14 protein-coding genes are annotated in these 16,872 nt (G+C 45.2%); 1 reads left to right on the forward strand and 13 read right to left on the reverse strand.

All coding sequences use genetic code 11. The annotated features are described in order from the left end of the window. Window positions 1–95: 95 nt before the first annotated feature. From rnd to RHEIN_RS18910, 5 genes are all read right to left on the reverse strand, one after another. Window positions 96–1,241: a ribonuclease D gene (rnd, locus tag RHEIN_RS18890; RefSeq protein ID WP_008900584.1), complete on the reverse strand. Its 1,146-nt coding sequence runs from the start codon at window positions 1,239–1,241 to the stop codon at window positions 96–98. A gap of 77 nt (window positions 1,242–1,318) precedes the next feature. Next, on the reverse strand, window positions 1,319–2,977 hold the full coding sequence (gene fadD, locus RHEIN_RS18895; protein ID WP_008900585.1) for a long-chain-fatty-acid--CoA ligase FadD: 1,659 nt from the start codon (window positions 2,975–2,977) through the stop codon (window positions 1,319–1,321). Window positions 2,978–3,396: 419 nt separating this feature from the next. Next, the gene (locus tag RHEIN_RS18900) at window positions 3,397–4,236 is read right to left on the reverse strand and encodes an alpha/beta fold hydrolase (RefSeq protein WP_008900586.1); all 840 of its coding nucleotides are present in this window, start codon (window positions 4,234–4,236) and stop codon (window positions 3,397–3,399) included. Continuing rightward, entirely contained in the window at window positions 4,236–5,096 is an 861-nt protein-coding gene (locus RHEIN_RS18905; RefSeq protein ID WP_008900587.1) for a class I SAM-dependent methyltransferase, read from the reverse strand. Before RHEIN_RS18905 ends, RHEIN_RS18900 begins: the two co-directional genes overlap by 1 nt. Then, on the reverse strand, window positions 5,059–5,655 hold the full coding sequence (locus RHEIN_RS18910) for a Slp family lipoprotein (RefSeq protein WP_008900588.1): 597 nt from the start codon (window positions 5,653–5,655) through the stop codon (window positions 5,059–5,061). The genes RHEIN_RS18905 and RHEIN_RS18910 overlap by 38 nt, the downstream gene beginning before the upstream one ends. A gap of 260 nt (window positions 5,656–5,915) precedes the next feature. On the opposite strand from RHEIN_RS18910, the gene RHEIN_RS18915 reads away from it, so the two are divergent. Further along, window positions 5,916–7,223, forward strand: a complete 1,308-nt coding sequence (locus tag RHEIN_RS18915; RefSeq protein WP_008900589.1) for an alkaline phosphatase — start codon at window positions 5,916–5,918, stop codon at window positions 7,221–7,223. Window positions 7,224–7,345: 122 nt separating this feature from the next. On the opposite strand, the gene RHEIN_RS18920 is transcribed toward RHEIN_RS18915, so the two are convergent. The 8 genes from RHEIN_RS18920 to RHEIN_RS18955 form a co-directional block, all read right to left on the reverse strand. Beyond that, on the reverse strand, window positions 7,346–10,159 hold the full coding sequence (locus RHEIN_RS18920) for a TonB-dependent receptor (protein WP_008900590.1): 2,814 nt from the start codon (window positions 10,157–10,159) through the stop codon (window positions 7,346–7,348). A 556-nt stretch (window positions 10,160–10,715) separates the two neighbouring features. After that, window positions 10,716–11,213 carry a chalcone isomerase family protein gene (locus RHEIN_RS18925; protein ID WP_008900591.1) on the reverse strand — a complete coding sequence of 166 codons (498 nt, stop codon included), beginning with the start codon at window positions 11,211–11,213 and terminating at the stop codon, window positions 10,716–10,718. Then, the gene (locus RHEIN_RS18930) at window positions 11,206–11,676 is read right to left on the reverse strand and encodes a DUF2878 domain-containing protein (RefSeq protein ID WP_158005500.1); all 471 of its coding nucleotides are present in this window, start codon (window positions 11,674–11,676) and stop codon (window positions 11,206–11,208) included. Before RHEIN_RS18930 ends, RHEIN_RS18925 begins: the two co-directional genes overlap by 8 nt. Window positions 11,677–11,681: 5 nt before the next feature. Then, window positions 11,682–12,425 carry an SDR family NAD(P)-dependent oxidoreductase gene (locus RHEIN_RS18935; RefSeq protein ID WP_008900593.1) on the reverse strand — a complete coding sequence of 248 codons (744 nt, stop codon included), beginning with the start codon at window positions 12,423–12,425 and terminating at the stop codon, window positions 11,682–11,684. 59 nt (window positions 12,426–12,484) lie between these two features. Next, window positions 12,485–13,486: a sulfite exporter TauE/SafE family protein gene (locus tag RHEIN_RS18940; RefSeq protein ID WP_202797844.1), complete on the reverse strand. Its 1,002-nt coding sequence runs from the start codon at window positions 13,484–13,486 to the stop codon at window positions 12,485–12,487. A 101-nt stretch (window positions 13,487–13,587) separates the two neighbouring features. After that, window positions 13,588–13,893 carry a hypothetical protein gene (locus RHEIN_RS18945; RefSeq protein ID WP_008900595.1) on the reverse strand — a complete coding sequence of 102 codons (306 nt, stop codon included), beginning with the start codon at window positions 13,891–13,893 and terminating at the stop codon, window positions 13,588–13,590. A 154-nt stretch (window positions 13,894–14,047) separates the two neighbouring features. Further along, complete coding sequence (gene tsaB, locus RHEIN_RS18950) at window positions 14,048–14,767, reverse strand: tRNA (adenosine(37)-N6)-threonylcarbamoyltransferase complex dimerization subunit type 1 TsaB (protein ID WP_008900596.1); 720 nt, start codon at window positions 14,765–14,767, stop codon at window positions 14,048–14,050. 157 nt (window positions 14,768–14,924) lie between these two features. Beyond that, entirely contained in the window at window positions 14,925–16,844 is a 1,920-nt protein-coding gene (locus RHEIN_RS18955) for an ATP-dependent DNA helicase (protein WP_008900597.1), read from the reverse strand. Between the last annotated feature and the right edge of the window lie 28 nt (window positions 16,845–16,872).

The raw sequence follows: 16,872 nt of genomic DNA on the forward strand, positions 1-16,872 counted from the left end.
TCAGCGCAGTTTTTTGCAAAAAGCAGAAGGGTTTAGCCGAAAAAATGCGCTAAACCATAATGTAAAAAGGGCTGTATTACGTAAAACAAATAGATTTAGATCAGCGACTGGACGTGGGCAGGAACAGGTAAGTGTTGAAGCAAAATATTCCTGCGCCAGCCTCGCAAAAACTCCGGAACAGGCAATTGAGCTCTGTCTTCATCACTAACCCGCCAGCACCAGTTAAAATATTCTGTGCTTTGGCGTCGAACCGCAATAAATTCAGCAGCAATGCCAGAGGCTGCGGCGGCAGCTTTAATCCCATGGGTAATACGCTGCAGTTCTTCTTTAAAACCAGCAAATACATCAGCGTGATAAAACGGCTGAGGACACTCTTCCAGCGGTAAAGCTTTGGCTTGTTCAATTAAGGCTAATACTGCCTTACCGTGGCGGCGGACTTCCCGGCCTGGTAACTCAGGAATATTAAACATCGACTCCAGACTGCCTGGCCGACGTTTGGCTATATCTAATAAATGATGATCTTTAAAGATAAAACCCAGCGCCATATCATGTTGCTGCGCATACTCTTGCCGCCAGATCACTAATTCACGCAAAATGGCCAGCTCGCGTGGCGTCAGCAAATTACTATTTTTTAGTTCCAGGTGACGAAATGATAAAGGTAATGCAAAAGAACGGCGTGCTATTAAATGTTCGCCTTCAGCGAGCAGTAAATCATATTGGTTTTTTGCGACCAGTTCAGCTTTCAGCGCCTGATAGACATCCAATAAATGCTCTACATCTTTGGCGGCATAGTCCAGTTGTAAAGCAGACAAAGGCCGGGCTATCCAGTCAGTGCGGGACTCACTTTTATCCAGCTCTATAGCACAGACTCTTTGCACCAGCTTAGCGTAGCCCTGACTGCCACCCCAACCTGCCAGTTCCGCCGCCAGTTGAGTATCAATCAAAGGCAATATAGGTAACAAATCTTGAGTAGCCAAAGCTTCTAAATCTTCATTACAGGAATGCACTACCTTACAAACCGACGGATTAGCAAACAGTTGCTGCAATGAACTCCAGTCATCAATAGCTAAAGGATCAACCAGCACCAGTTGCTTGCCATCAAACAACTGAATTAAACCAAGTTTTGGGTATAAGGTAGTTTGGCGGACAAATTCAGTATCCACAGCTAACACCTCAGCACGGGCGGCTTGCGCACAAAAAGCAGCTAAAGCAGATGAAGTGGTAATAAGCTGATACGTCATTTGATGTCCTTGATTTTCTTTATTTCTGTCGCTGACTTTTAACAAAAAAAAACCGGCATGCGCCGGTTTTTTCTGGATCAACCTTTGAGCTCTCGCCTTAAGATTTTACCCACATTGGTTTTTGGCAATTCAGTGCGGAATTCTACCAGCTTCGGCACTTTATAGCCCGTCAAACGTTCCTTACAGTGTTGAATTAATTCAGCATCTGTCAGGCTCTGGTCTTTTTTCACCACGAAAATCTTCACAGCTTCACCAGTGGCTTCGTTTGGCACACCCACAGCGGCCACTTCAAGCACCTTGTCGTTCATCGCCACTACTTCTTCAATTTCGTTCGGATAAACGTTAAAACCAGAGACTAAAATCATGTCTTTTTTACGGTCTACTATATAAAAGAAACCATCGTCATCCATACGGGCAATGTCGCCCGTTGCCAACCAGCCTTCTTCGTTTAATACTTTAGCCGTCTCTTCAGGTCTGTTGAAATAGCCTTTCATCACTTGCGGGCCTTTAACCCACATTTCACCAGGTTCGCCAGCAGCCACTTCAACGCCATCATCATTGACCAGTTTGATGTCTGTAGAAGGCGCAGGAAAACCTATACTACCGTTGTAGGCTGGCAGGTTGTAAGGACTGACAGTGACCAAAGGTGCACATTCAGTTAAACCATAACCTTCCACTAATCTGGTATTGGTTACTTTCTGCCAACGCTCTGCCACAGGACGCTGTACAGCCATACCACCACCTAAAGCCAGCTTCACCTTGCTGAAATCCAACTGGGCAAAACCAGCTGTATTCAATAAACCATTAAACAAGGTATTGACGCCTGTTAAAGCGGTGAAAGGATAGTTCGACAGCTCTTTAACAAAATTGGGCATGTCTCTTGGGTTGGTGATCAAAAGGTTAGTACCACCATATTTCATAAACATCAGGAAATTAGCGGTTAAAGCGAAGATATGATAAAGCGGCAAGGCTGTAACAATAAACTCCTCACCTCTAGTCAGTACAGGACCAATACAACCATCCGCCTGTTCAAGGTTAGCAATCATATTACGGTGAGTCAGCATAGCGCCTTTCGAAACACCAGTAGTGCCGCCTGTGTATTGCAGAAAGGCTAAATCGCCTCCTGCAACCACTGGCTTTTTATAAGCAGAGGCATCACCTGAAGCAATCACTTGCTTATAAGTTACGTATTTTTTCAGATTATGTGCAGGGATCAGCTTTTTGACATGCTTGACCACCAGATTGACGATAGTACCCTTCACCAGACCTAACATATCACCCATATGCGTCAGGATCACATGGTCCAGCTGCACTTTGTCCTGTACATCAGACAAGGTATGGGCGAAATTCTCGACAATCACTATAGCTTTAGCTTTTGAGTCGAGCAGCTGATGCTGCAGTTCACGTGGTGTGTACAATGGATTGACGTTCACCACCACACAACCGGCACGTAAAATACCTAAAATACAAACCGGGTATTGCAGCAAGTTTGGCATCATCACAGCGACGGCGTCGCCTTGTTTCATACCTAATTGTTGTTGCAAATAAGCGGCAAACTGTAAGCTCAGCTTGTCCAGCTCTGCATAGGTAATGCTTTTGCCCATATTGATAAAGGCGGTTCTGTCGGCGTAATCTCTGATGCTTTCATCAAAGACTTCCAGTAATGATGCGTAATGGTCGGCATTAATATCAACCGGAACGCCTTCAGGGTAATTTTTTGACCAGACTCGATCCACTGTCCTCTCCTCGCGGTATTTATTATTTTTTAGTTATAGTAGTTATAGTTAGTGCTTCGGCCCTTTGTACAGACATAGTTTGATTCTGATACAAACGGCACTGAGTTTTTACTCTAATACAGCATCATCCCACAATTGTTCAGATTTAACAATTGTCTGCAGAACCACGGTTCTTGCCATGACTATAACAGCATAAAAAATCGTCAGGAACGATTTTTAACAGCTTTAGCTGGCCCGTAAGGGTGCTCTGCAGGATTGCAGAGCATAAAAAATCGTCAGGAACGATTTTTAACAGCTTTAGCTGGCCCCTAAGGGTGCTCTGCAGGATTGCAGAGCATAAAAAATCGTCAGGAACGATTTTTAACAGCTTTAGCTGGCCCGTAAGGGTGCTCTGCAGGATTGCAGAGCATAAAAAACGATCAGGACAGTAAAAATTGACGAATTGCGTCCGCTGTTGTTTTTGGTTGCATCATATGGCAATGGTGGCCCCCTTGCAGCTCAATCAGCTCCAGCTTCGGATAACAATGCTGATACTCTTGCCTGGCCTTTTGCATCATATCCAAACCATCTTTAGCCAGAACAGCCAACACAGGGCATTGAATATCCTTTAGCAATTCTTTAGCCTGACTTTGCACTAAACGATAAGCAGAAGATTCACGTAAACGCATATCTGCAGACCAGGTCAACCCGCCAGTGCAGGCTTCTGTACCCCGCTTAGCAAGAACTAATGCACAGTTGATATCAAAATCACTTTGATTTTGTCTGGCCACTGCCGCACTTTGCAGATCGGTATACACAGGTTTTTGTTTATGTGGGCTTTGCCATCTGTGATTTATAGCGGTTCGTACTTGTTGTGCCGTGTTGCTGGCTTCACCTGTGACCAGGCCTATACTGTCAATCAGCACAAGCTTGTGTACCATCTGTGGCATCACAGCAGCGAGCACCGAACCTATCATGCCGCCCATCGAATGGCCTATGACATCAACCTGTTGCCAGCCCTGAGTTTTAATCAAAGTAGCCACATCATAGATCCAATCCAGAAAATGATAATGAGCATCCAGGCTGCGGTGCTGTGACTTGCCATGCCCGGGTAAATCTATAGCTACCAGATTCAGTTCTGGCAGAAAAACAGAGAGGGGTAAAAAACTGTCGGCATTATCCAGCCAGCCATGCAGGCATAAAGTCACTCGTGCTGATGCCGGGCCTTGCTGCCAGCCAGCTAAAGACATAGCTGGCAAGGAAAAAATCAGCGCTGACATTATTCGCTGGTGGCCTTCACAAACTTTAAGGTCATTCGATCACTTTCACCAATGGCCAGGTATTTTTCGCGATCCACTGTGCCCATAGCTAAAGTGGGAGGTAAAGCGTACACACCTTTAGGATAATCTTTGGTGTCTTTTGGATTCGCATTCACTTCAGATTTAGCCTGCAGTTTAAAACCAGCATGTTCTGCCACTGCAATCACATAAGATTCATCCAGATAGCCTTCAACAGCTGAGCTGGAGATTTCAGACACCCGACTGGCTCTGTGCTCGACTATACCAAATACACCACCTGGTTTGAGTACATCAAATACAGCACGAAACACGTCCAGCAAATACCCCTGCTCATTCCAGATGTGAGCATTGCGGAAACTCAGTACCATATCGTATTGCTGGGTTAAACCCAGAAACATATAACCTGGTGGGTCAAATTCCGTTTGTTCTACTGAACCAAAGTGCTCTTTGTGTTTCAGAATACGCTGGCTAAATTTTTCACTGATACGACTCCAGAAAATTTTTCTGTCATCCTGCATGGTGCCGTCATCAACCCGAAAGTTAGCAATAGTCAGCTTCCCCTGATCTTTTAAGTAGGGCGCCAGAATATCTGTATACCAACCACGGGCTGGCCAGATTTCCAGCACAGACATGCTTGGCTTTATGCCAAAAAAGGTCAGTGTTTCTACCGGATGTCGGTACTGATTTCTGGCTTTATCTTCTTCACTACGAAATGAGTGCTCTACTAAAGCCGTTAAGTCAGGAGCAGAAGGTGTTTCAGCTACAGCTGCGACGCTACAAAACGCCGCACCAAGCAGCACTAGATTAAGGTTGCACTTTATTCTGTTTATTATTGTCAACATGAACTGGGCCTTGTGTTGTCGATTGTTGTTTTGTAATAGTACGGACACGTATCCCCGGGCCATAGCCCCAGTAGTAAGGGTAAGGGCGCATCATAGGCCAGGTTTCAATCACTTCAATCCGCTCTTCCTGTTTAGGCCACACATATACTGTTGCGTCTTTGATTACAGGATAACGGTATTCATATTCGTCCACTTTTCCGGTTTCAGAACGGCTCAACTCACCCAGCACTGTGACTGACTTTCCTGGCTGATACACCATAGGATCTAAGAAACCTTTGATATAGGCGACAAAACGGCCTTTGGTTTGATCGGAAACCGCAGGACGTCCGTTGGTTCCGGATGGGAAATACACTACTTCAAGGCGGGTTTTATCGGCTTTATTGCTCACTTGCGCAATCACACCACTCCATCTGGCCGTGCCAAAGTCGACATTTTGTTGGGCAGCATTTTCATAGCTGGTTAATGCTACATTATCCGCTATGCGGACTTGTTCGGGATAACTGGCGCACCCTGCCAGAATCATCAGACTCAAAGCAACAGCAACAAACTTCTTACTCATGACTTCTTAACCTCGTTAACTACACGGCCTGTTAGATAAGGTGTAGCAGCTTTAGTTCCATTCTTACTCTAAGCCATGGGTGATCAGCTCTGCAACACTTATATCCGAAGTTTTGTTTTAACACCTGTCAGTCCTGCTTTTACGGCTGTTGGTCGCACTTTTTGCATTTACAGTTTTGTCATAAATTGGTCACTGACGTAAGATAACCTTACCTACAGACTTTGGTAATACCTGATTCCTGCCATCTACAGAGCCTTCTTATGTTAAAAAAACTTAGTTTAATCAGTATCGCTTGTCTTGCTTGTGCTTCGACTACTGCAATTGCCGCACCAAAAAACATTATTTATATGATTGGTGACGGTATGGGCCCAGCTTATTTAGCTGCTTATCGCTATTACATGGATAACCCGGACACCAAAGCCGTGGAATCTACCGTATTTGATGAGCTATGGGTGGGTAACGCCAGCACTTATCCTGACGACGACACAGTAGTGACGGACTCAGCAGCCGCTGCTACCGCTTTATCCAGCACACATAAAACCTACAACGGCGCTATAGCGGTAGACCACGACCATAAGTCGCTGACTACTATGATGGAAATAGCCAAAGCCAAGGGCATGCAAACTGGTGTCGTCGTGACAGCCCAGATTAATCACGCTACACCTGCCGGTTTTTTGGCGCATGATCCCAGCCGAAACAACTACAACCAGATTGCAGATGACTACATCGACAATAAAGTAGATGGACGCATTGTGGCTGACTTAATGCTTGGTGGCGGTACCAGCTATTTTATCCGTGAAGACCGCAATTTGGTGGAAGAGTTTAAACAAGCAGGTTACCAGTACACAGACAACTGGACAGAGTTAAAATCACTTAATAAGCTGCCCGCTTTAGGTTTGTTTGCACCTAAAGGTTTTGTCAGTGCTTTAGATAATCCGGAACCTCTGCCATTAAAACAAATGACAGAAAAAGCACTGGAGCTATTGTCCCCTGCTGAAAAAGGTTTTGTGGTGATGATTGAAGGCAGTCAGATTGACTGGTGTGGTCATGCCAATGATATCGCCTGTGCTATGGCTGAAATGCACGACTTTGCCGAAGCCATTAAGGTAGCAAAAGCTTATGTCGACGCTCACCCTGATACTTTATTAGTGATCACAGCTGACCATGAAACCGGTGGTTTATCTTTAGGTGCCAATGGCAACTACAGCTGGAAAAGGGATGTAGTTAAAAAGGTAAAACACACAGGTGAATACATCGCAGGTCAGTTGCTTGCATTAAAAGATGACAAGGTGTTTTATCAGGCCTGGTTAGGTTTAACGGGTCTGGAGCTGAATTCAGACGAACAGCAACTCTTGAGCAAAGCCCGTGCTGAAGGGCAAAAAACCTTAGCTGTTGCCGTAAAACAGCGTATAGACCGCCATTCTTCCACAGGCTGGACCAGCAGCGGTCATACAGCAGCAGATGTGCCAGTATTGGCTTATGGCGCAGACAAACTAAAATTCGCTGGCTTTCAGGACAATACTGAAATAGCAGCAAAGCTGATTGAGTTTATTCAACAGAAAAAGTAAACCACACTTCACTCTGGTAAATGAAACTCAAAAACAAAACCCCACTGCGTGCAGTGGGGTTTTTAGTTTGTCAGGGAAACAGAACTGGTACTTTCGCTCTGTTCCCTTCACATTTCTTCAGATTACATGAACTTGTAGTCCAGACCTAAATAGAAAGTACGGCCATAAACGTCAGTATAACGAGGGTCGAAACCCACCTGGTGACCAGCACCACCTGAACGTAAAGATAATGGAGGTGCACGATCTGCCAGGTTATTGATACCAAAAGTCACACCCAGAGCATCCATAGCCTGATACTTCGTCTGGTAGTTAATAGTGGCGTATGAAGGAACACTCAGTTGAATATCCACACCTTCACCGTTCACAGAACCTAAACGAACATAGTCGCTGGAGGCATACTGTGCCTGATCCTGATAACCACTGCGATAGCTCAGCGTTGCACTGTGAGCAAAATCACCATGAGTTAAAGTATTGATGAATTTAGCTACAGTTCTGAATACAACTGCATTGTCATCTCCAAAACGGCCTAAGCTGCTGATCCAATCGTCTGTAGTACCAGGACGAGTGTATTCGCTATCCAGCACATAAGTACCAGCTAAAGTAGTGCTTAAACGACCAAAAGATAAGTCGTTGCCTACCGTTAAATCCCAATCGATACCAGAATTTTTAGACTGACCTACGTTAACGCTGGCAAAAATAACAGCCAGCTCTTCCTGACCAGTAGCCTGATTCACTTTAGTAGTGAACAGATCACGGTAACGCACCGGGTTATTCACGATCTGAGACTCAGTGACTGAAGTCACCAGGTTGGTCAGTTCAATATTCCAGTAATCCATACTGAAGCTGAAGTTATTGTCAGGTGCGTAGACAAAACCTACAGTGTATTGCTTAGATTCTTCAGGTTTTAATGCGGCATTGCCCTGACGAAAGGCCTGCAACTGCTGAGGGGAAGCACTGCATAAAGCTGCCAATGGATCTGTAGTACCGGCAAATGGACATACATAAGGGCTGCTTGTTACACCGAATTCAACTTTAGGTTCAGCCAGAGCAAGCATAGAAGGAGCCTTGAAACCTGTGCCTGTTGAAGCACGCAGTAACAAGTCTTCTGTGGCGTTGTAACGCAGCGCCAGCTTATAGGTAGTGTCATTCATTGAATCGTTTACTTTGTAACTGCCAGGAGCAGCAACGCCATTGGCGTTGTAGACAAAATCAGAAGTCACTTCACCTATGTTGTCATAACGAACAGCACCTGTCAGTTCCAGATTTTCAAGAGCCGGAACTATGACCTCAACAAAACCACCGTAGTTATCACGGCTTAAGTCATATTCTGCACTTGGATTTCCGCCTAATAACAGATTGTTTCTGTTCGCATCAGCCAAAGTACTGACAAACTCTGTATTACGGAACTCAACGCCTGTACCAATGTATACATCACCTGCTGGTAATTCATACACCGGTGTTGAAGCTTTGATATCAAAGCCTTTCACTTCAGTGGTATCGTTGCTCCAGTTACCAAAGTATTGAGAGTCCTGCAATGCTTTCAGGCCTTCTGCACTGATCTTATCCGGAGTTTCAAACACGTTCACCAGTCCTGAGCGTACTGCCGTCATGAACTTCTGACGATCCGGATAGCCACCAGCAACGTTTTCATCCGTATCATTTTTTGAATAGGTAAAAGCGGCTGAGTAGTCAATAGTATCAACCACACCTTCAACACCAGTTACTATATGAGTTGACTTGGTGTTCCACTCAGTTGCACGGCCACCCAGTGGTAATGCACGCCATTGCGCCTGCACTGTAGTGACTGAATCTAAATGAGCAGGATCAATGTAAGGCACTACATATTGCTGAGCTAAAGCTGAGTCGATAGCAATAGGAAAGAAACCTGTAGCATTTGGTGCTATACGGGTGGTCTGAGAGAAATCAGAGTACATCACATCTGCAAAAAACTTTGTATCATCGTTAATTGCAATATCAGTGCCCAACATCAGTGAATCACGTTTGCTTTCTGGCAAAATTTCTATAGTAGTTGTGAAGTCGTACTGACACACAGTTGAAGATTTAAAGTTGTCAGGTGCACAAGTGCCGTTTTGTTTCTCATAAGGGTTAAAAGTAACGTCTTTAGTGGTGCCAGTCGCAGCATCCGTATAGTAATAACGGGCATTTCCTGGGATAGCATTCGCTGAACCTGAAACGTAGTAATAGTCTTTGTTATTCAGGCTGAACGGGATAATACCTGATTTAGAAAAATCACGGTCTGTAGCTTTCAGCTGTTCCTGAGAATCGCGGCTGTAGGATAACAATACATTGTAACCATCAGCGTCAAAGTCACCTAAACCACCAGTGATTGAGAAATTATCGCTGGTACCGTTTTTCTCTTGTGGCTTGTTGTAACGGGCAGAAAGATTCACACCCTGAGCATCGTCTTTGGTAATGAAGTTAACAACACCGGCAATAGCGTCAGAGCCGTACAGAGCAGATGCGCCGTCTGTCAGTACTTCAACACGCTCAATAGCAGCTAAAGGAATAGAGTTCAGATCGATAGTTGAACCTGAACCACGAGGTGCCATTCTGCGACCATTAATTAAAACTAGCGTGTACTCAGCACCCAGACCACGTAAAGAAGCGGTTTTCATACCACCACCACCGCCACCTACAGAATCGCCATCTGTAGTGAAACCTTGCATAGACGGAATAGACTGAATTAAATCACCCGCTGTCGCCAGACCTGAACGGTCTATCGCTGCACGGTCAATAGTCTGAACTGGCAATGCTCCCTCAAAATCAGTACGTTTGATACTTGAACCTGTAACCTGAATACGTTCAACACTATCAGTTTCCTGAGCCTGTACCGAACCGGAAAAAGTGACGCCTGACACAGCGCCAAAAGCTACTGCTAAACTAACTGCTTTTGACAACTTACTACTTACAAACATTTTTTCTCCCTGGGCCACTGCGTAGTGACTCTGTTTTTTACGGCAATCAACATTGGCGTTGACTGAAGTTACAACACGCCTGATTTGGGGCTATCCCAAAACGGCGGCGGATAATAATGGTTATATTTTGCCGGGGTCAACCGCTTTTATAGAACAAAAGCTCAGGTTAATTGGCGTCTGCCGCAAAAAACACAAGTGTTAAATTTATGATAAAAATCAACACCATAGGGGGGTGTGCATAAAACATACGTTCAGTCCGTAGTGCACAGGGCGATAAAAAAAGAATAAATAAAACCTATCTCATTGTTTATTAATGACAATCTAAAAAAAACCATTTACATAGCTGCGTACAGGGAGATCAATAAATAAACAAAAACAATAAGATAGAGTTCCGGGACCGAAACCAGATGTAAACAAAATGAAAAACAACATAAACTAAATTAGCAGATAAGAGTTAATGCCTGAACCAACTTTCATGACGGAGCATCCAGGCTGTAACAAGCTGTGGTTGGCGTTTTTTTTCAGGATATTTGTCGACACAGGCTCCGGCTTGATGTTAAAGCTGCAGCAATTGCTTTCTTAATTTAGGCGCCGATGTTTTATCGGACAACCAGATATCTAAAAAGGCCGGACCAAAAGCAGGATCTGTGACATCACCCAATAGCTTTTCGTTAAAGTAAAACTGCACTGTGCCATCTGGCAATAACACACAACTTAACTGGTCACCTTTTTTCACATCGGTCCAGAGAGTATCTAACTGGCCGGCCCACTCTTTGTGTTGTGCAGAAAGCTTGCCTTGCAAATGCGCCCACTGATCCATAGTAGCCTCTATAAAGTCATCTTTGCTTATTTTGCGCTGATAGGTCAGTTTTAATACCATAGGTGAGCTTTGTTGATAACCATTCCAGCTGCCATCTGCAGTATAAAGTTGAGCCTGGTACAAATCCCAGAATAAATAACTGAACTGGCCCTGCCCCAGCAATTTGACATCACCAGGAATAGCCTGTGCACTTAAACTGCAAAAAAAGGCAGTCATCAATAAAATCTTACGCATAAAATCTTCTGCTCCATCCGGATAACACACCAAAACAGGCCCAACACAACGCCAGCGCTATGTAAGCTTCAGTTGTATGGCTGACCTGCATCTGACCACTTAATGCAGCCCCGCCCAGATAAGCCATTGGACCAGAGACAGCAGCAATAAGTGCCGCTAACCAGTACTTTTGCAAATAAACAGAAAACACCTTCACCACCACCAGACTAAACACCAGCCAAAGTACCAACATCCAGAGTGGCAACCAGGCAGCACCGTTAAAACTCAAAACACCGCTGTACTGCAATACAGAATCGAGGCTTATACCCACAGCGGCAAGAACTAACCAGATTAACCGCTCAGATTGGCTGCAACGCCACAAAGACCAGAACACAAACAACAATACCGGGATCACCAATAGGTTCTGGAACAATACCAAAGCAAACCAACTTAATTTAAAGCCTATTAAAACTGGCCAGTTCATTGCCTTCATGGTTGACGCATCCCGGCTGCAACTTTACAGCGCAACGAATAAGGCAGCAGATTCAGTAAATGCAGGCTAAATACCAAACGTTTCGGGAAACGAATGCGCAGCTGATGTGTATCAAGCCCTTTGCGAATACGGCCTGCCGCATCTGATACCTGCAACAGAAAAGGCATTTTAAAATCATTTTTTTGCGTTAAAGGCGTATCAACAAAACCAGGTTCAATCAGACATACCCGAATGCCGGAATCAGTTAAATCCACTCTTAAGCTGTCAGCAAAATAGCTTAAGGCTGCTTTACTGGCTCCGTAAGCCTGGGCTTTGGTAAAAGGAAACAGATGGGCAAGGCTGCTGACCACAGCCAAAGTACCTTCTGTTGATTTCTGCAATAAAGGCATGAGTAATTTGACCGCTGCAACCACAGACTGAAAATTCAGCGCCATAGTCCGGTCAAATACATCCAAAGGAAGATTGGAGACATCCACATAATCGCAGCTGCCTGCGTTGAGGATCACTAAATCCAGCGCCGGAATTTGTTGTGCAAGCTGATCTATAGCAGCAGACAACAACTGTGTGTCGGTTAAATCTAGCGGAAAAGCATGAATACCCTTGTGTTGTTGATGCAACTCGTTCAAGGCATTGACTGAACGGGCCACAGCTATCACTTGCCAGCCAGCATCAGCATATTGGATAGCAAGCTCGCGACCTAAGCCTGAACTGGCACCTGTAATTAAACAATAACGAGCCATATACACAAACTCCTGAATTGGATGCTTGTTTATACGCGCAGAAGCTGTTTTTGGATCCTTTAGTGCGACACAGCAAGCTGCGACTGATCAACCATTTGTGTCTGACGGCTCAGGCTACGGATCAACAGCACAAAGCCAGTAGAGAGTAACAATGTAAATACGGAAGCCCAAATCAGCTTGTCCACCGAAGGGTTATAACAGAGGAAATACAGCAACTGAGCAATATTTAGTACAGCTATGGAATACAACATAATTTCTTTATTAATACGATGCAGCACATAAGCCCCCAAAGGCGCCATCAGTAATACCACAGGGTAAGCACATAACCAGGTTTGCACCTGATAGCCGGTTATACCCTGATCAACAAAATGCCTGTAGGCGTAGCCCAACACACTGATAGCAGCCATCAGCATAATACTCATATGAGTGGCCACTTTTTCCTGCATCCGAAAACGGGTGACCAGCAAAGTGTACAAAATGATATCGGCGCCCGTGCCAAACAAACTGGCACACATACCACCTGCCAGTAGCATCAGCAGCAACAACACAAAATCCAGCGGTTTATTCAGATCTAAAGTGGCTTTGCTGCCCCTGTGTTTGCCAAAGCTGTAAACCACAGCAAAGCTGGTGATCAGGCTTAAAAACAGCGCTTGCATTATATACACTGGCAGTTGTTGCAGCAGTTGCATGCCCAAAACGAAACCAACAAAAGCAACAGGGATAAACAGCAATAAAAGTTTATAGGTTTTAAGCTGATTTGCCTTATGACTTAAGATAAAAATACTGGCGCTGGTCATGCCAATACTTTGGATCATCAGGCTAAAATCCCGCGCCATAGTGCGGTCTATATTGAGGAAAATATTCAGCACCGGGAAAGCGACAGCTCCTCCGCCTTCGGGAGTTACACCTGCCACAAAAGCACCGGCAACCATAATGGCCGGATAATACCAATGTTCAATTAAAAAATTGAGTTGATTAAACTGGCTAAAAAGCACAACCCAAACCACTAAAGCAGCAATAAACCACAATCGAAATACTTTGCTGTCAAACATCAGCGCCATCCATTTTTCATTAGAAAGACAGCATAAAGCACAATGAAAATACTTTCATCGGTTTTGTGGTTATGAATTTTGAACTAATTTCTTCAGAGAGGAATTTAGACTTAAGCGTACAGGTCCAGACTAAACATTTGCTGAACTTTTTCGCGTTTATCCTGATTGGCAAACATTTCGTAGGCATCTAAGGCCTGTTGATTACGTTGTTTTGGCTGGTCGTACATAGTGCGTTTTTGTGCTTCCTGCTCGTCCAGCACAGACAAAGCTTCAGCGTCAACACGCACACCGGAACCCGATGGCGCCAGTGTGGTTTTGCTTTGCTGTTCAGCCTCAACGGCTTTGGTTTTATTGCCCTGAAATACCAGCCCAACATTAGGGCTTTGGGGTACATCACGACTTACGGCTATTGTCATAACTGCTCAAAGTTCGCCTTGCTTTAGTGCCAGTATAACTTAGCAAAAAATTTCGCCAAGTCGCTTTTATTAATCTTCATACCCTACCATTTTAATAGGGTAGGGGCTGGGCTTTCCCCCGCCCGTCCTGAATTCAAAGTCAATATCGCCGGGTTTACCTCCCGGGCAACTTCTGCCAGGTGACCTCATCGCGCACATAAGTCGGTTCTGCCAGTTCGGCGGCAATAAACTGCCCCTGCCGGAACGGAATTGCCGCCAGACTCAACATATCCTGCGCTGAAGGGTACAGAATCACAGGACTATGATGAACCACAGCAAGATCTTCAGATCCAGTATTGCCAGTTTTGTGCCAGTCTTCCAACTGTTGTGGATAGGTTTGCCAGCCAGTCCCAACAGCACAAATATGGCCTTTCAATACAGGGCCAGGTAAGGCGGTTGGTTTAGCTGCAACCTCAGTGCTTAGCGCCTGCATTAAACCCTGCTCACCCAGCTGAAAACTGGCCAGATAGACTTCATTCATCCGTGCATCTATGGCAGCAACCACCTGATGGGCCTGATGTAATCTGTGCGCGGCTTGCGCCATAGCAGCAAGCGTCGATACACCATAAACGGGTAAATCAGCGCCAAAAGCCAGGCCCTGACATACGCCAACCCCTATACGCACACCGGTGAAACTGCCTGGGCCTTTGCCAAATACCAGACCATCCAGTTGCTGCAAAGTTAAACCAGCTTCAGACAATAGCTGTTGCACCATAGGCAAAATGCGTTTGCTGTGTTGCTGTGGGCAAACCTCGTCCAAAGTCCAAATGTTGCCATCGACAGTTAAAGCCACTGAACATGCTTCGGTTGAGGTATCTAATGCCAGTAATTTCAACAGGCTACTCCTTTTTACATTTTTGGTTATCTACTCAAAGTAATTGGAATTGCAGGGAGGCGACAAGTGCGTGAGACCCCAGGAGCATAGTAGTCCTATGTGACTGGGGCGAGAGCACGCAGGCAACAAAGCTGCAGCTTCAAGTACGAAGAGTATATTACTTAGGTAAATCTTCTAAAAACTTTACCGCAGCCTGCAAATCGCGGCTACGGCGCATAGGGGGTAAGCTTTTTAAGAATACCGCCCCATAAGGCCGGGTGACTAATCTGTTATCACAAATAACTAAAACACCCCGATCAGACACGTCGCGGATTAAACGGCCAACCCCCTGCTTTAAGGTGATAACGGCTTGTGGCAATTGCACTAAAGCAAAAGGGTCCAACCCTTTCATCTGACAATCTTCATTACGGGCCTGCAACAAAGGGTCGTCAGGTGATGCAAAAGGCAGTTTGTCGATAATAACGCAGCTTAGGGTATCGCCCCGTACATCAACACCTTCCCAAAAGCTGCCGGTTCCAAGCAATACCGCATGTTTGGTTTCAACAAATTGTTCCAGCAATAATCGTTTACTGGTGGTGCCCTGCACCAGCACAGGCAAAGACAAATGCTGTGGCAACTCGTTCGCCATCCATTGCAGCATTCTGTGACTGGTAAAGAGGAAAAAACAGCGGCCCTGATTGGCTTCAATTAAAGGCACTGCCAATTTTAGCAATGCTTTGCCCATACGGGCATCATTGGGCTCAGGTAAATAACGAGGCACCAGCAACATGGCCTGTTGTTCATAATCAAAAGGGCTGTCGAGTAACAAGGTGTCAGCCTGTTGCAAACCCATTTGCTCAATATAGTGGGCAAAGCCCTGATCCACTGACAAAGTCGCTGAGGTAAAAATCCAGCTGCGTTTTTCTGCAAATACCAGTTCACGGAATTTATCAGCGATACTTAAAGGTGTTAAATGCAGACTGATATGTTGCCTGGTGGTTTCATACCAAAAACTGACACCGGTTTTACTGACATCCTGTAGCTTCTCCAGCTGAGTTTTAGCTAAAGCCAGCCGCTCAAAACAGTGATCTACCACTTCGTTGCGGCCTAAACTGCCTTTAAGCACCTGATACAACATGCCCATAGCTTCAGACACCCGGGTTAACGCCAGTTGTACATCAGGCCTTTTGCTGCTGTCACGCCAGTTACCCCGTTCAGGTTCGTCTGACCATAACAGTCGCCAGTCCCGCACCAAAGTCGCCAGCTTGTCTGCTGTTTTGCTTAGCTGCGGATGATCACGCAGTTCAGTTTTACAAATCAGTTCCAGCTCTTTACAGAGTTCCAGCAAAGTGCGGCTGGATAAGGTTTCGCCAAAATATTCACTGGCGATATCCGGAATTTGGTGGGCTTCATCAAAGATCACCACATCCATATTGGGCAGCAGCTCACCAAAACCTGTGTCTTTCAGCGCCATATCGGCAAAAAACAGATGGTGGTTCACTACCACTAAATCGGCCTGCATCGCCTTTTTACGGGCTTTTAGCAGATAACAGTCTTCGTAAGAAGGACAGTCTTTGCCGAGACAGTTATCTGTGGTGCTGGTAACCAGAGGTAAAGCTTTGGAGTCTTCCGCTATATAAGTCAGCTCGCCTATATCGCCACTTTGGGTTTCGTTGGACCACTTTTTGATCAGGCTTAAATCGTTAATCACAGCCGCATCTGCGGTTGGCACATGCTGGTAATGCTGATCTAAACGAAATAAACATAAATAGTTGGAACGGCCTTTGAGTAAAGACGTATCGACCGGCAAGGCGAGGGCTTTGAGTACTGTAGGTAAATCACGGAAATACAGCTGTTCCTGCAGGTTTTTAGTACCAGTGGATAAAATAACTTTTTTACCTGATAACAAAGCCGGTACTAAATAGGCGTAAGTTTTACCTGTACCAGTACCAGCCTCTACCAATAACGCATTGCCGTTTTCAATAGACTTAGTCACAGAAGCTGCCATCAGCTTTTGTGGTTCACGGGCCTTAAAACCGTCAATAGCTTTAGATAAAGCGCCTTGTTCGGCAAAAGCCTGCTGCACTTGTTTTAACATAAGCAAAAAAACAAGAAAGAGATGAAAG

The sequence above is a fragment of the Rheinheimera sp. A13L genome (genome assembly GCF_000217935.1).
Taxonomy (GTDB): Bacteria; Pseudomonadota; Gammaproteobacteria; order Enterobacterales; family Alteromonadaceae; genus Pararheinheimera.